Source organism: Haloarcula quadrata, assembly GCF_003634715.1.
In the GTDB taxonomy this organism is placed as follows: domain Archaea; phylum Halobacteriota; class Halobacteria; order Halobacteriales; family Haloarculaceae; genus Haloarcula; species Haloarcula marismortui.
Genome location: NZ_RBWW01000001.1, coordinates 1,457,714 through 1,472,563, shown reverse-complemented (window position 1 = coordinate 1,472,563; position 14,850 = coordinate 1,457,714). Strand labels below are relative to the sequence as shown.

Annotated in this window: 18 protein-coding genes; 11 read left to right on the top strand and 7 right to left on the bottom strand. The window is 61.7% G+C overall.

Features of this window, described 5'->3' with window-relative positions:
- Positions 1 to 22: 22 nt before the first annotated feature.
- Together BDK61_RS07605 and BDK61_RS07600 are read right to left on the bottom strand one after the other, a co-directional pair.
- Positions 23 to 466: an acyl-CoA thioesterase gene (locus BDK61_RS07605; protein ID WP_011223024.1), complete on the bottom strand. Its 444-nt coding sequence runs from the start codon at positions 464 to 466 to the stop codon at positions 23 to 25.
- Positions 467 to 523: 57 nt separating this feature from the next.
- Complete coding sequence (locus tag BDK61_RS07600; RefSeq protein WP_004515723.1) at positions 524 to 799, bottom strand: PadR family transcriptional regulator; 276 nt, start codon at positions 797 to 799, stop codon at positions 524 to 526.
- A gap of 247 nt (positions 800 to 1,046) precedes the next feature.
- Between BDK61_RS07600 and BDK61_RS07595 the strand changes: the two genes are divergently transcribed.
- Genes BDK61_RS07595 through purM form a run of 3 tightly spaced genes read left to right on the top strand, consistent with a single transcriptional unit; the run spans position 1,047 to position 4,321 of the window.
- Complete coding sequence (locus BDK61_RS07595) at positions 1,047 to 2,576, top strand: TraB/GumN family protein (RefSeq protein ID WP_004962251.1); 1,530 nt, start codon at positions 1,047 to 1,049, stop codon at positions 2,574 to 2,576.
- Positions 2,576 to 3,250: a site-2 protease family protein gene (locus BDK61_RS07590; protein ID WP_121302910.1), complete on the top strand. Its 675-nt coding sequence runs from the start codon at positions 2,576 to 2,578 to the stop codon at positions 3,248 to 3,250. Before BDK61_RS07595 ends, BDK61_RS07590 begins: the two co-directional genes overlap by 1 nt.
- Positions 3,251 to 3,310: 60 nt before the next feature.
- Complete coding sequence (gene purM, locus BDK61_RS07585) at positions 3,311 to 4,321, top strand: phosphoribosylformylglycinamidine cyclo-ligase (RefSeq protein ID WP_121302909.1); 1,011 nt, start codon at positions 3,311 to 3,313, stop codon at positions 4,319 to 4,321.
- Between the two features lie 27 nt (positions 4,322 to 4,348).
- On the opposite strand, the gene BDK61_RS07580 is transcribed toward purM, so the two are convergent.
- From BDK61_RS07580 to BDK61_RS07570, 3 genes are all read right to left on the bottom strand, one after another.
- Positions 4,349 to 4,528 (bottom strand): hypothetical protein, encoded by a 180-nt coding sequence (locus BDK61_RS07580; protein ID WP_011223028.1) that lies wholly within the window; start codon positions 4,526 to 4,528, stop codon positions 4,349 to 4,351.
- Positions 4,529 to 4,614: 86 nt separating this feature from the next.
- Positions 4,615 to 5,157, bottom strand: a complete 543-nt coding sequence (locus BDK61_RS07575; RefSeq protein WP_004962262.1) for a CBS domain-containing protein — start codon at positions 5,155 to 5,157, stop codon at positions 4,615 to 4,617.
- 70 nt (positions 5,158 to 5,227) lie between these two features.
- On the bottom strand, positions 5,228 to 5,599 hold the full coding sequence (locus BDK61_RS07570; RefSeq protein ID WP_004515717.1) for a DUF555 domain-containing protein: 372 nt from the start codon (positions 5,597 to 5,599) through the stop codon (positions 5,228 to 5,230).
- Between the two features lie 273 nt (positions 5,600 to 5,872).
- Between BDK61_RS07570 and BDK61_RS23340 the strand changes: the two genes are divergently transcribed.
- From BDK61_RS23340 to BDK61_RS07545, 6 genes are all read left to right on the top strand, one after another.
- Positions 5,873 to 6,043 carry a hypothetical protein gene (locus tag BDK61_RS23340; RefSeq protein WP_004962266.1) on the top strand — a complete coding sequence of 57 codons (171 nt, stop codon included), beginning with the start codon at positions 5,873 to 5,875 and terminating at the stop codon, positions 6,041 to 6,043.
- Between the two features lie 95 nt (positions 6,044 to 6,138).
- A complete protein-coding gene (gene psmB / locus BDK61_RS07565; RefSeq protein WP_004962269.1) occupies positions 6,139 to 6,861 on the top strand; it encodes an archaeal proteasome endopeptidase complex subunit beta in 723 nt (240 codons plus the stop codon).
- Between the two features lie 202 nt (positions 6,862 to 7,063).
- Positions 7,064 to 7,864 carry an FkbM family methyltransferase gene (locus tag BDK61_RS07560; protein WP_121302908.1) on the top strand — a complete coding sequence of 267 codons (801 nt, stop codon included), beginning with the start codon at positions 7,064 to 7,066 and terminating at the stop codon, positions 7,862 to 7,864.
- 44 nt (positions 7,865 to 7,908) lie between these two features.
- A complete protein-coding gene (locus tag BDK61_RS07555) occupies positions 7,909 to 9,276 on the top strand; it encodes a phosphopentomutase/phosphoglucosamine mutase (RefSeq protein ID WP_011223030.1) in 1,368 nt (455 codons plus the stop codon).
- Positions 9,277 to 9,340: 64 nt separating this feature from the next.
- A complete protein-coding gene (cdd, locus tag BDK61_RS07550) occupies positions 9,341 to 9,727 on the top strand; it encodes a cytidine deaminase (protein ID WP_121302907.1) in 387 nt (128 codons plus the stop codon).
- A complete protein-coding gene (locus BDK61_RS07545) occupies positions 9,724 to 10,548 on the top strand; it encodes a nucleoside phosphorylase (protein WP_121302906.1) in 825 nt (274 codons plus the stop codon). The genes cdd and BDK61_RS07545 overlap by 4 nt, the downstream gene beginning before the upstream one ends.
- 264 nt (positions 10,549 to 10,812) lie before the next feature.
- Here BDK61_RS07545 and BDK61_RS07540 read toward each other — a convergent pair whose 3' ends face one another.
- Both BDK61_RS07540 and BDK61_RS07535 read right to left on the bottom strand, forming a co-directional pair.
- On the bottom strand, positions 10,813 to 11,982 hold the full coding sequence (locus BDK61_RS07540) for an NAD(P)/FAD-dependent oxidoreductase (RefSeq protein ID WP_121302905.1): 1,170 nt from the start codon (positions 11,980 to 11,982) through the stop codon (positions 10,813 to 10,815).
- 144 nt (positions 11,983 to 12,126) lie between these two features.
- On the bottom strand, positions 12,127 to 12,660 hold the full coding sequence (locus BDK61_RS07535) for an Rrf2 family transcriptional regulator (RefSeq protein WP_004515710.1): 534 nt from the start codon (positions 12,658 to 12,660) through the stop codon (positions 12,127 to 12,129).
- A 110-nt stretch (positions 12,661 to 12,770) separates the two neighbouring features.
- On the opposite strand from BDK61_RS07535, the gene BDK61_RS07530 reads away from it, so the two are divergent.
- Entirely contained in the window at positions 12,771 to 13,688 is a 918-nt protein-coding gene (locus tag BDK61_RS07530; protein WP_004962311.1) for an NAD-dependent epimerase/dehydratase family protein, read from the top strand.
- A 63-nt stretch (positions 13,689 to 13,751) separates the two neighbouring features.
- Positions 13,752 to 14,666, top strand: a complete 915-nt coding sequence (gene rocF / locus BDK61_RS07525; protein WP_004962314.1) for an arginase — start codon at positions 13,752 to 13,754, stop codon at positions 14,664 to 14,666.
- The last annotated feature ends 184 nt before the right edge of the window (positions 14,667 to 14,850 follow it).

Below are 14,850 nucleotides of genomic sequence, written 5' to 3'. Positions count from 1 at the left end.
CACGGGACTACAGCCAGCAGTATCAGCGGTTCGCTTCCCCGTCAAGGGCGCGCTGTCGCAGTCGTTCACCGCGCTCAGTCTCGGTCGTCACGTCGGGAACGGGAACGGGGTTCCTGTCCTCGTCGACTGCGACGTACACCGAGTACGACTCTGCCGTCGACTCAGTCTCACCAGTTCTGAGGTTCTCTCGGGCAACTTGGAGCCGGACTTTGACACTCGTTTCGCCAGTGTCGTAGACAAACGCCTCAATGAGGGCCGTATCACCGACAGGTATCGGCCGCTTGAAATTCACCTGGTCCATCCGCGCGGTAACGCAGGTTTCGCCGGCAAAGCGCATCGCCGACATCGCCCCGAGTTCGTCCATCCACTTCAGTACGTTTCCACCGTGGGTCGAGCCCAGGTGGTTCGAATGGTTGGGCTGGACCATCCAGCGGTTCTCGATATAGGTTTCCAGTACCGTTGGCATGGCGCGAGGTTGGCCAGCACCGGGGTTGAGTCTGTCGAACGGAGTTCGAAAAGGTGACTATGCCGAAACGTACTGCGCTTCCCACTCCTTTCGGGCGTCGAGTTCGCGCTGGCCACGCTTGGTCAGCGTGTAAAAGTTCGTTCGGCGGTCGCGTTCGCCCTTCTCGATGAGTGCCTTCTCAACGAGCGTGTCAAGGTTCGGATACAGTCGGCCGTGGTTGACCTCGCTCTCGTAGTAGTTTTCGAGCTCTTCCTTGATTGCTAACCCGTGGGGCTCGTCAAGGCCTGCAATGACGTACAGCAGGTCCCGCTGGAATCCAGTCAGGTCATACATCGTATATCCGATACAGTTTGACCCCGTACATATCAGTCTTTTGAATCAGTAAATCTATTGTGTATTTACAAATCCCGCCCCCGTCCAGTAGTTACCACGGCATCTGTGGCTGTATTAACACAAGAGTGGGTAATAGCTTCGGCACGTATCGAGAACATACAACGCCGCGGACATGATTTTGGTCGCCGTTTCTCAGCGGTCACCCGGACCCGACAAGGGTAAAGGAAACGAATGTGTAACGCGGGTGATGACCGAACACGCGGAGTCGGCGGCAGACGAGTTCCCGGAACCGTCAGGGGCGGGACGCGTCGATGTCGTCGGAACCGCTCACGTTTCCGAGCACAGCGTCACGGAAGTGGAATCAGCGATTGAAGAATCCGAACCCGATATCGTCGCCGTCGAACTCGACGAGGGCCGGTATCGCCAGATCAAGGGCGAAACACCTGATGACCTCGATGCGAGCGACCTTCTGCGCGGGAACACCGTCTTTCAGTTCCTCGCGTACTGGATGCTGTCGTACATCCAGACCCGGCTGGGCGACCGGTTCGACATCGAGCCGGGTGCGGATATGAAAGCGGGCATCGACACCGCCGAACGGCTCGGCCTCGGCGTTGCACTCGTCGACCGGGACATCCAGACGACCGTACAGCGGTTCTGGGCGCGGCTGACGGCCGTTGAGAAGCTCAAACTTGTCGGCAGTCTCGCAGCCGAGATGGGGCCGCCGTTGACCGTCGGACTGACCATCGGTGCTGTCTTCGGCGGGCTGTTTGCAGTGGTCGCCGGAGCCTTCGGTGGTCCGTTTATTGTCCCGAGTGGAGCTCTTTCAGTTTTGCCGGGGGGTCTCGGCGGAACGGTTGAGGGCCTGCTCGATACGCTGTTGCTCATCTGTGTAGCCGCGGCCGGTATCGGAATCCCCATCGCCGCACTGCTGGTCCGGTTCCGCGGCGAGGCCGATGTCGAGGAGTTCGACATGGAGAAACTGACCGACACCGACGTGGTCAGTGCGATGATGGAGGAGTTCCGTCAGTTCTCCCCCGGCGGCGCGGAGGCACTCATTGACGAACGCGACGCGTTCATTGCTCACCGACTTATCGCCCTCCGTGAAGCCGGCTATCACGTCCTTGCCGTCGTCGGCGCGGGCCACCGCGAGGGGATTCAGGGCTATCTCGACAACCCGGAGACGCTCCCACCGATGGAGTCGCTCACCGGAACCGAGGGCGGGCGTCGCGTTTCGCTGTACAAACTCGTCGGCTACGGCTTTGGCGTCGTCTTTCTCGTCTTCTTTGGCCTGCTCATCCTCGGTGGCGCGAGTCAGGCCGTCCTACTGCAGCTGTTCGTCGCCTTAGTCGCCGTTAACGCCGTGCTAGCCGGCGGGCTAGCGAAGGTGGCCGGTGCACACTGGTCGAGTGCGGCCGCCGCCGGCGCGTTCGGCTGGCTGACGAGCCTGTTTCCGTTGCTCGCGGCCGGCTGGTTCGCGGGCTACGTCGAACTACGGTATATCTCCGTCAATATCAGCGATATCGCGACGCTCAATGAGATACTCAACGACCAGGAATCACCGGTGATGGACCTCGTCAGCCGGATGCGTGCGGTGCCGTTGTTCCGCCTGATCCTCGTCGTCGCGCTGACGAACGTCGGCAGCGCAATCGCCTCCTACGTCGTGTTCCCGGTGCTGATTCCGTACATCTCCTCGGACATCGGCGGGATGCAAGGTGTCTCGCGCTTGCTCTGGCAGGGTGTCCGCGAAGGGACCCAGATACTCGTAGGGGTGCTCTGATGGCGGGTCAACGACGGCGACCCACCACGGACCGAACTATCGGTGGCCTCAGCTTCAGCCAGCGCGAACTCCGGGACCTTCTCGTCGCCTGGCTCGCGCTCGGACTGGCGTTTACCTTCTTCCTCGAACGGGAGTTCCGGCGCATCGTCTTCGGCCAGTTCGGCGGCCTCTCGGGTGCCGAAATCGCCAGCACGTTCGCGGTCAGCCTGCTGACGGTCGGCGTCGGCTTCCTGTTACACGAACTGGCTCACAAGGTTGTCGCCGTCCGCTTCGGTCAGATTGCCGCATTCAAGGCCGATTACCGGATGCTCGGATTTGCAGTTCTGGGCGGCCTCGTCGGCTTCCTGTTTGCCGCGCCGGGGGCGGTCGTCCACCGTGGCCGACTCACAGCGAAGCAACACGGCCTCATTGCCGTCGCCGGACCGGTGACAAACCTCGCGCTAGCTGTTGTGTTCCTCGTCCCGTTCATCGCGGCACTCCTGTCGGGCACCGGTGGCTTCCTCTGGGAAGTTGCACAGATGGGGCTGCAGATCAATCTCCTGCTCGCCGGCTTCAATATGCTGCCCTTTGGCCCGCTCGACGGTCGAACGGTTCGAGAGTGGAGCACGCCGGTGTTTCTTGCCGTTGCGGTGCCGTCGATTCTGCTCGGGGTCGGCGCGCTGTTCGTCCTCTGAGCAGTCGGAGCGCTCCGGCGGAACGACGCTCTTTTGCCCCCGCCACGCACGCTCTCGGGTATGACCGACAGTGAGTCCGAGGCCGACGACGCCGACAGCGAGGAGGGACTGACCTACGCAGAAACCGGTGTGGACATCGACGCCAGCGAGGCGGCCACGAAGGCGCTCATCGGCGCGGCCGGCGAGTTCGAGGGCGACTACGCGGGACTGGTAGACATCGGCGACCAGTACCTCGCGCTCGCGACGGACGGCGTCGGAACGAAGCTCCTCGTCGCCGAGGCCGTCGACGACTACTCGACTATCGGCATCGACTGCATCGCGATGAACGCCAACGACCTCATCGCGACTGGTGTCGAGCCGGTCGCCTTCGTCGATTACCTCGCAGTCGAAACGCCCGACGAGAAGACGAGCGAGGACATCGGCGCAGGGCTCCGGACAGGGGCCGAGCGAGCCGACGTGGCGCTCGTGGGTGGCGAAACCGCCGTGATGCCGGATGTCATCAAGGGGCTGGACATCGCCGGGACCTGCGCCGGACTGGCACCGAAAGACGCCGTCTTCCCCGGTGAGGCCGAGGCCGGTGACGCTATCGTCGGCTGGCCGTCCTCAGGCATCCACTCCAACGGACTCACGCTCGCTCGTGAGGCGGTCACGCAGGACCACGAGTACACCGACCCGTTCCCGCCGAACCCTGACACGACCATCGCCGAGGCACTGTTGACGCCAACGCGGATCTACAGCGAGGTGCTTGCGCCGCTTCGGGCCAGCGAGACCCACGCAGCCGCGCACGTCACCGGCGGCGGCTGGACAAATCTCACGCGGATGGGGAGCTATCGGTACGAGATTACCGACCCCTTCGAGGCCCAGCCCGTCTTCGAGTTCGTCCAGGCGGAAGGCGAGGTCTCTGACGAGGAGATGCACCGGACGTTCAATATGGGGACCGGGTTCGTCGCTGCGGTCCCCGAGGCCGACGCTGCGGAGATTGTCGCTGACAGCGAGGACGCTCGCGTGATCGGGGAAGTGGCTGACGGAGATGAGGCGGTTGCGATTCGCAACCTCGAACTCACCGAGTAACCGATTTGGGGCGCTGACAGAAGCCGATCAGGCGGACAGGATGTCTTTGCCGGCGGTCTCCTCCGCAATCCGAATCTGGAGTGCCTGTCGGATGTGGTATCTGGCCGCTTCACTTTCGGCGGTTTCGAGGGCCTTTTCGAGTTCGGTATACAGTGGGTCGCTGGGATTGGCCATATGCGTACGTCTCTCGTTAGTGAGAATAGACATATACCCCTGACACTGTTTTCGGTATTAAGTCCCTCCTACGGGGAGTACGGACCCACTATCCCTATTTGCGTTTGTGAGAATTGGAGTTAGCTGACCGTACGCGCGAGGTCCGCTTCGGTTATGACACCGATAGTTTCCCCACCTTCGACAACCATCACAGCGGCATTGTGGTTCAGGTAAGCGTCGACTTCGTCGATAGGAGCGTCAGGCTCAACGGTTGCGATAGATTCGTTCATTACTTCAGCCACGGGGAGGTCGCCGACGTTTTCCTCGGGGCGCTGTCGGATGTCGGAGTTACCGATGAGTCCCTGCGGTGCCCCGTCACGGATGACGGGGACTTGCGAGTACCCTTTCTCGTCCATCAGGTCCTTCGTCTGGTGGACGGAATCGTCGGGTGCGACGCCAACAACGGGAGAGTTCATCAGGTCGCGGGCCTTGATGATACCGCCTTCGGCCTCTTCGAGGGCGGTCACGATCCGACGGAGTGTCGACAGCCGCGGGTCCACGTCGCCACCTTCGATACGAGCGATAAGGGGCTGAGAGACGTCAGCCCGTTCCGCCAGTTCGCTCTGAGTTAGCCCGAGTTCGTTGCGGCGCTCCCGCAGATCCTGTGGCGTCGGTAAGTCCATATCCGCTAATTACCAGAGGTAATATAAAAAGCCCACGGCTACTGCGGCGGGCGAATCAAGTGGAGCGCGACTATGCTTCGGCTTCGGCTTCGTCCTCGTCGGCTTCGGTCTCGAACACCTCAACGACTTTCAGCGGGACGTCCCGAAGTGCGCCGCCGATTTCGCTTTTGGCGATCCGCTGTGCGTGTTCGGGGGATTCGGCGTTGAACACATCCATCTCAAGTACCAGTCCGACGAGCGCCGTGTCGGCCGCGATGAACGCCGAGTCGAACGGTTCGCCACAGGCCGGACAGCCGGTCGCACCGACTTCGACCTCAACGTAGTCCATCTCGGCTTCGTTGAGTCGCTTCCCCGCTTCGCTCACTGCTACACCGATAGCGTCGTCGATGTCGTCTACGTCACGAACCAGCCAGGCTGCTTCCATCGCCACGAGGTAGTTCATACACGAACTCTCGTGGTCCGACTATTCGATAGTTTTGATTCGCCGCTGTTGCGCACGTCACCATTACTATCTCTATAACTTATGCGAACCAGCTATCTGACTCATACTCCCATTATGTCTAATCGGGAGATCAGTCGAGTAACAGTCCGGTCTTTCATGCATCTCAGCAAACCGCAAGACAGCGGCCCATTAGTTCATCATAATCAATACTGCGCAACTGAAATTCGGCAACAAAGCTTATATACTAGACTCACTCGGGAACGACCGAGGAAGATGGTAGCTCGACTGTACTCCGCAACGCTGTTCGCACTGTACCAACTCACCCTGCTGCTGGGCATCATGCTGCTGCCGGTGGCAATGCTCACAGAGCAGTTCGGACTCCGGCTGCCGATGGACCGGGCCGTGTCGGGACTCAACGAGGCCTACGACCAGGCGAGCGCGTAAGACGAAGCAGCCGACTGAAGACCTGCCCGCAGTGGATGCCGTCAGGTCTATCAGGAAAAGAGGTTTTATCAGCACCCGACTAGTATCCCACAGTAATGCGAGATATGACTCCGGGGCCGGACCTTTCTGGACCCCAGGCTGCCGACGAGTTCCAGAGTGACCCGTACGCGCCCGAAGTCGGCGAGCTCCCTGAACAGTCCGCACAGGATTCGGAGAAGGTCAACAAGACCGGGACGACCACCATCGGCATCAGTACGTCCGACGGCGTCGTCATCGCGACGGACATGCGTGCCTCACTTGGCGGTCGCTTCGTCTCGAATAAGAACGTTCAAAAGGTCGAGGAGATTCACCCCACGGCGGCGCTAACCCTCGTCGGAAGCGTCGGCGGCGCACAGTCATTCATCCGGACGCTTCGTGCGGAGGTCAACCTCTATGAAGCTCGGCGCGGCGAGGACATCAGTATGAAAGCCCTCTCGACGCTGGCCGGCAACTTCGCTCGCGGCGGTCCCTTCTTTGCGATCAACCCCATCCTCGGCGGCGTCGACGACGACGGCCACCACGTCTACTCCATCGACCCGGCTGGCGGGGTCATGAAAGACGACTACACTGTCACCGGCTCCGGGCTCACCGTCGCGTACGGGACCCTCGAAGACCGCTACGAGGAAGACATGACCAACGAGGAGGCAAAAGAGGTCGCTGCTGCCTCCATCAAGGCCGCCGCCGAGCGTGACACCGGCTCCGGTAACGGCATCTACCTCGCCGATGTCACTGCCGACGGCGTCGATATCAACGGCTACGACTTCGACGAACTGCTGTAGCGGCACGCGACATAATTGTTGCAGTCAAGTCTCGTCTCCGACCCTGTTTTCACTGCCGAAGTCTGCGATATTTTAGCAGTTCGACCAGAGAGTCTGAACGGCAGGCGGACGCACTGTCGTGTGACCTGAGTGGAACTATGGAAGCGCGTGAAATAACCATTAATCGACAAGTATAGGTAGGTGGTCTTAATAATATTTCCAAATGACACTTTCCGATGTAGCTGTTCACCTTGCATCTCAGGCTGGAGTCAAACCGCTTCTCGGTACCCTCTACAGCCGGTATCGCAACTTCTCCTATCGGATTGCTGGTGAGACGTACGCAGTTACGGTCGGCGATGTCAGCACAGAGTTTCTGATACCGACCTACAACGAATTTACCGACCTCTGGAAGATAGATGAACGGCCGGTACTCGCCGATCTACTGGGGGAACTTCGGCCCGACGACGTGTTCTACGATATTGGAGCTAATATCGGCCTGTATGCCTGTCTGGCATCACAGGTGACCGACAGCCCGGTGATCGCATTCGAACCACACCCTGACAACGCCGAGCGGTTGCGACAGAATATGCAGCACAACCGGGCCGATATCTCGCTATTCGAACACGCACTGGTCGATGAAAACGGTGAGGCAGAACTCTCCATTACGCTCGAAAAAATCGGTTCAGCCGGGCATTCACTGGTGACGACAGCCAACACGCACGAGACAATCACAATTAGCAAGCGACACGGCGACGAGTTCATCGCCGACAACCAACTGCCGACACCAACCGCAATTAAAATCGATGTCGAAGGAACGGAGGGCGCTGTTCTCAATGGTCTCTCGACGACGCTTGACCAGCCCTCGTGCCGACTCGTCTACTGTGAAGTCCACGGAGACCGACTCGAAGCCAATGGCCACTCCGTCGCTGGCATCCGGAGTCAACTGGAGGGCCATGGTTTTGCTGTGGCCGAACGGGTCATCCGTGACGGCAAGGGCGACACATTCCTCATCGGGAAGAAGTGAGGGCCGAACGAGAGAATTATACGGTCGGCTTCCGCATCGCCGGTATGGAACTGTTCGGGACCGCGGGAATCCGCGGTGATGTCGTATCGAAGGTGACGCCGGACCTTGCACTGCGAGTTGGACAGGCGACTGGCCGAGACGGCGAGACGTTCGTGCTGGGGTACGACGGGCGCGTAACCTCGCCAGCACTCGCTGATGCGATGGCCGCGGGACTGCAAAGCGCCGGCGCGCGCGTCGTCAGAATCGGCCGCGTACCGACGCCGACGCTGGCGTACGCCTCGCAGGGCCGACACGGCGTGATGATTACCGCAAGCCACAACCCACCGACCGACAACGGCATCAAGCTGTTTGCAGACGGCACCGAATACGGCGACGACGACGAGACGCGCATCGAAGGGCGAATCGAGGGCGGTTCGACGCCGACAGCCTGGCGCGACTGGGGCGACACGGAGTCGGTCGACTACCTCGACGAGTATCGAGGGGCTGTCGCCGACTACGCCGAGTCGCTCGGTGGCGACCCGTCGAGGCTGACAGTCGCCGTTGACTGCGGGAACGGCATGGCCAGCGTGGCGACGCCGCAGGTCCTCCGGGAACTGGGTGCCGACGTGCTGGCGACGGAGGCGAACGTCGACGGGACCTTCCCCGGCCGTGAGAGCAAGCCGACGCCGGAGACGCTGGCCGATTTCCGCGAGTTCGTCGCCGAATCCGACGCCGACTTCGGGTTCGGCCACGACGGCGACGCTGACCGTATCGTCGTCGTTGATGCCGACGGCGATGTCATCCACGAGGATACGATACTCGCGATGCTCGCCGAACACTACACGCGTACTGCGGACGTTTCGGACCCTGTGGTCGTAACGACGCCCAACGCCTCTGGCCGCATCGATGAACGGGTCGAAGCCGCCGGCGGCCGTGTCGAACGCATCCACCTCGGCTCGCTCCACGTCGGAATCGCCGACGTTCGCGCGGACGCGACCGACGAAACTGAGGTCGTCTTTGCCGCAGAACCCTGGAAGCATATCCACACCGCCTTCGGGGGCTGGATCGACGGCGTTGCTAGCGCAGCCGTGCTGACGCGCCTGTTCGCCGGAGAGAGTGTGGGCGACAGGCGGGCTGTCATCTCTGAGCGACCCTATGAGAAAGTAAGTGTGGAGTGCCCCGACGACGCCAAAGCCGAAACGATGGAGCGACTGGAATCCGACCTGCCGGACGCGTTCCCCGAGGCCGACGTCTCGACCGAGTACGGCGTCCGACTCTCCTTTGACGACGGGTCGTGGACGCTCGTCCGGCCGAGTGGCACCGAGCCGTACGTCCGGGTGTACGCAGAGAGCGACGACATCGACGCGCTGGTCGCGGACACCACACAGGCGGTCCGCGACGCCGTCGCGGTCGTCAGTGCCGCTGACGCCTGACGCCCGAGCACCGACTGCTACCGAGACCGATAGAATTTCTACACGGCCCTTCGACGCCCAGTGCATGGAGGACCTCCTCGACGCAGCGAGAGACGCCATTGACGAGGCGTACGCGCCGTACTCGGAGTACACGGTCGGCGCGGCGCTCGAAACGAGTGATGGAAGCGTCTACACCGGTTGTAACATCGAAAACGCCAACTACAGCAACAGCTTGCACGCCGAGGAAGTGGCCATCGGTGCGGCTGTCAGCGACGGGCACCGGTCGTTCGAACGCGTCGCTGTCACCTCTGGTAAGCGAGACGGCGTCACTCCCTGTGGGATGTGCCGCCAGACGTTTAGCGAGTTCTGTGGCGAGTCGTTCGAAATCATCACTGACGGCGACGAGCCGACGGTGTACGAGCTCGGGGAGCTTCTGCCGACGACAATCACCAGCGACCATCTCGAGAAATGACAAGCGATAGTGAAGACCCGAACGACGACGTACAGTACCATCTGGAAGTAGGCGAGGACGACGTGGCCGACAGCGTTCTGCTGCCGGGGAACCCGGAGCGTGTCGAAAAGGTCGTCGACTACTGGGACGACCACGACATCGTGGCCGAACACCGCGAGTACCGCACAGCAACGGGCACTCACGACGGCACGCCAATCTCCGTGACCTCGACCGGTATCGGCGGTCCGTCGGCCGCTATCGCGCTCGAAGAACTGGCCCGTGTCGGCGCTGACTCCTTTATTCGGGTCGGCTCCTGTGGCGCAATTCAGGAGGAAGCCAGCATCGGCGACCTCGTCATCACGACCGGCGCAGTACGACAGGAGGGGACCAGCAAGGAGTACGTCCGCGAGGACTATCCCGCCAGCGCCGACCATCGGATCGTTTCGGCACTCGTCGCCGCCGCCGAGGAACTCGGCTACGACTACCACCTCGGCGTCACCTGCTCGACGGATAGTTTCTACGCCGGGCAGTCACGCCCGGGGTTCGAGGACTTCGAGGCCAGCGGCAGCGACGAACGCATCGCGGCGCTTCAGGAAGCCGGCGTCCTCAACTTCGAAATGGAGGCCGCAACGATTCTCACGCTCGCGAACCTGTACGGCCTGCGGGCCGGCGCTGTCTGTACGGTGTACGCCAACCGCGTTACCGGCGAGTTCCGCACCGAAGGGGAGCGCAAAGCGGCCAAATGTGCCAGCCTCGCCGTTTCGTATCTGGCGGAGATGGACGCGGCTGTCGAGGAAGCTGACGCCGATGGGTGGCACGCCGGCCTGTCTATCGACCGCTAGGCTTCTCGACACCCGATAGCCGCGAGCGGTCGCTGTTGTAGTATAGAAGTAGTGCGGTAGCGGACGCTGTGCAGTCGCGGCGCGGTAACGGACGCCGTGTAGTCGCGGCGCGGTAGGAGACAGCATACCGCTCGCCAGTAGCGAGCGGTTTCACTTCTCGCGACCAGCGGGAGCGAGAAGGTCGTTTTTAGCGTAGATTTTTGCGAACCCACTCCCCGCAGCGCCGGAGGCGCGAGGAGAGGAGGTGACGTAAAAAGGTACTCGCTACATGTCAGGCCAGGCCTTGGCGGCTCGACCGACACCAGTCATGTCGTTGATCCAGCGGGCGGCAATCGCTTTCTTCAGCAGTTTCGCGGGCATCCCGCCGAACGTTTCGATAGGCATGTTCACCACGTCGTGGGCGACGGCTTTCTCGCCGACCGAAACGACCGTGCCCTTGTCCTTGTGGGTCCACGTCTTCAGCGGCTGGCCTCGCACGGCGCGAGCGAGGTTCTCACCGGCGACTTCGGCGGCCTGCCAGGCGGCCTGCGCGGTCGGCGGGGCGGGCTGGTCGCCCGGCTGGTCGATCAGCGCCGAGTCGCCGATCGCGAAGACGTGCCCGTCCTCGGTCTGGAAGTTCCCTTCGGCGTGGACGCGGTGGTTGCGCTCGTCCTTGTCCAGATCGACGTCTTGCATACAATCGCGGCCGGTGATGCCGCCCGTCCAGACCAGTACGTCGTAGTCCAGTTCGTCCTCGTCGCCGATGTACACCGTCTCCTCGTCGACTTCGCCGATGAACTCCCCGCACTTGATGTTCACGTCGGCGGCTTCCAGACGCTTGCGCAGGGCACCCTGCAGTTCCGGGTCGCTGTTGGGCAGGACCTGGTCGAGGCCTTCCACGAGATGGATGTCGATTGGCGCGTTGTGTTCGTCGCGGAACTCGGCGACCTCGCCGGCGGTCTGAATGCCGGAGAGGCCAGCGCCGCCGATGACGACCTGTGCTGGGTCGTTTGTGGAGGCTTCGCGGGCCGCTTGCTGAATCTTGTCGTGGATTTCAAGCGCGTCGTCGAGGCTCTTGAGCGTCAGAGCGTGCTCTTTGAGGCCCTCGATGCCGAAGAAGGCCGTCTGGGAGCCCAGCCCAACGAGCAAGTAGTCGTACTCGACGGTGTCGGAGTCGGCGAGGGCCACTTCTTGGGCGTCGGTGTCGATGCCGACGACCTCGTCCTGAATGAATGATGTCGACGGCTGCTTGATTTCGTGGACGGGGATGGCGATGTTCTCCTGCACGCTCGGGTCCCGGATGCAACGGTGGGACTCGTGCAAGACCAGATGATAGTCCGTCTCAGAAATCCAGGTCACATCAACGTCCGTCTGGCCATCTAACTCGTCCTCGAAACTCTTTATTGCCCCCGCGCCGGCGTACCCCGAACCGAGCACCACTACGTTCTCTGTCATATCGCAGACTCCGCAACCGACTGATACAAACCCTTTGAAATCCCTCTCAGCGGGGGAACAATTCCCCAGCGCTGCTCATCGTCAGAGCGGTACGATGCGGCCCCGGTGACCGCAAAAAACAATTCAAAAGACCAGTGAGACGTACTAGTGTTCCGGCTCGCCCGCCGGTGCCCGCATATCATCGATAGCGAGAATGAGTTTGTTGTTGGTGTCGTCCTTGCCTTCGAGGGTCCCGATAATCTGGAGCTTCGACAGCGGTGTCGGTCCGACTGTCACCGAGTCGCCCTCGTGGAATTCGGACATCGTGCCCTGAAGCTGAATCTCGGCGCGGCACTCCTCGGGGTGGTGGACGCTGGTCAGGTCGATCTCCTCGACGTTTGAGTGTTCGACAAGCTCGCCGTTGTGGCGTAGCGGGACTTCGGCGGCCTGGTCCATGTCCTGAATCTGGAGCGCGTCGTAGGCGTTGGCGGTGGGCTTGTACCCACCTTTGGGGCCAGGGACGCCCTCGACCAGCTGCAGGGCTTTGAGGCTCTGCATCTGGTTTCGAATCGTGCCGGGGTTCCGGTCGACTTTCTCGGCAATGTCCTCGCCTTTGACAGCGCTTTCACTTTCCCGATAGAGATTTACCAGTTCCTGCAGAATGTTCTTTTGACTGGGTGTCAGTTCGATAGATGACATAATCTCTTGTTCGGTACAGCCGTCCTTAAATGCGACGGTAAACCGTCTGGAACCGTCTTAGAATCGCGGAAAACGTTAGTACTTTATTCCAGCGCTGACCTGACACAGATATGGAAAATCAGCGCGTTCTGGTGACTGGCGGTGGGGGGTTTATCGGGGCAAACCTCGCAAACAAACTGGCCGAGAACAACGATGTCGTCGCCCTGGATGACGGCTATCTTGGCACGCCTGAGAACGTATCAGAAGACGTAGAGTACGTCGAACAGAGTGTCCTCGACGACGACCTGCCGACTGACGTGGACGTGGTGTTTCACCTCGCGGCACTCTCCTCCTACGCGATGCACGAGGACAATCCGACCCACGGCGCTCGCGTGAACGTCGAGGGGTTCGTCAACACGGTCGAGCAGGCCCGGGACGACGGCTGTGACACCATCGTCTACGCCTCGACGTCCTCAATCTACGGCAGTCGGACCGAGCCCTCGCCGGAAGACATGGACGTGACGGTCAACACCGGCTACGAGGCCTCGAAGATGGCCCGGGAGACGTACGCGGAGTACTTCCAGAACCACTACGACCTTACGCTGGCCGGGATGCGCTTCTTTTCGGTGTATCAGGGCTACGGCGGCGCGGAGGAACACAAAGGCGAGTACGCTAACGTCATCGCCCAGTTCGCCGACGACCTTGCCAGCGGCGACGCACCGAAGCTGTACGGCAACGGCGAGCAGACCCGCGATTTCACCCACGTCGACGACATCGTCCGCGGGCTCGTCCTGGCCGCCGAACACGAACTGAACGACGTGTACAACCTCGGTACCGGCGAGGCCTACGACTTCAACACCGTCGTGGAGATGCTGAACGACGAGCTCGGAACGGACATCGAGCCGGAGTACATCGAGAACCCGATCCCCGAGGACGTGTACGTCCACGACACCTGTGCCGACTTCTCGAAGATGCACGAGGCGACGGGCTGGGAACCGGAGACCAGCTTCGAAGAGGGAATCGAGCTGGTCTGTGCGCCGTATACGTAGGCGATAACTGACTGCCGTCGGCTCAACGCTGGGTCTTTATTCGCCGCCCGTGGAGGCGACAGTATGCAAGAACAGGTTCGTGTTCTCGGCGTGCCGATGGACCTCGGCGCTGACCGGCGCGGCGTCGACATGGGACCGTCAGCAATACGGTACGGCGGCCTCGCCGACCAGTTGTCGGATATTGGTATCGACTGCATCGACGGCGGCGACATCGCTGTGCCGCGACCGGAGGAGCGCGACCCCGATGCCGGTGGTCTGGACAGTGGGCGCGCGAAGTTCTTCAGAGAGACAAAAGAGGTCTGTGAGGACGTGACGACGGCGGTCGACGCGACCCTCCGGGAGGGACGGTTCCCGCTCGTTCTGGGTGGCGACCACTCTATCGGCATTGGAACCGTCGCCGGTGCAGCCCGCGAGGACGAAGAGCTGGGCGTCATCTGGTTCGACGCGCACGGCGATTTCAACACGCCGGCGACGACACCCAGCGGGAACATCCACGGGATGTCGCTGGCGGCTGTCCTCGGTCTCGGTGCGTTCTCCGACCATGCGTGGGCGCACACACCAGCGGTAAGCGAAGAAAACGTCGTCATCGTTGGGCTGCGAGACGTGGACGACGGGGAACGCCGGCTGATCGAAGAAAGCGATATCACGGCATACACGATGTCGGATATCGACGCCCGGAGCGCGCCGGCAGTCGTCGATGAGGCGCTGGATATCGCAACAGACGGGACGGACGGGATACACGTCTCGCTCGACCTCGACTGGCTCGACCCGACGGAGGCCCCCGGCGTCGGGACACCGGTTCGTGGCGGCGTCTCCTACCGCGAGGCCCACATCGCAATGGAGTACGTCGCCGAACAGCACGACCAGCTGCGCTCGATGGAACTGGTCGAAGTGAACCCGATTCTCGACGAGCACAACCGCACTGCCGAACTGGCCTGTGAACTCGTCGCCAGTGCCTTCGGCAAGCGCGTACTGTAACTGTTTAGACGGCAAGGAGGCAATCCAAACCGCGCGACCGGGAATCGGGCCGTATTCGTCGGTGACGGCTGGCACGACTGTCACGCTCGCCACGCGATCGTCGTCTTCGAGTCCCATAATCGTCACCCCGCTTCCACCTTTTTCCCGCTCGGGTGGCCGGGGGCCACCACTCGCGGCAAAAACG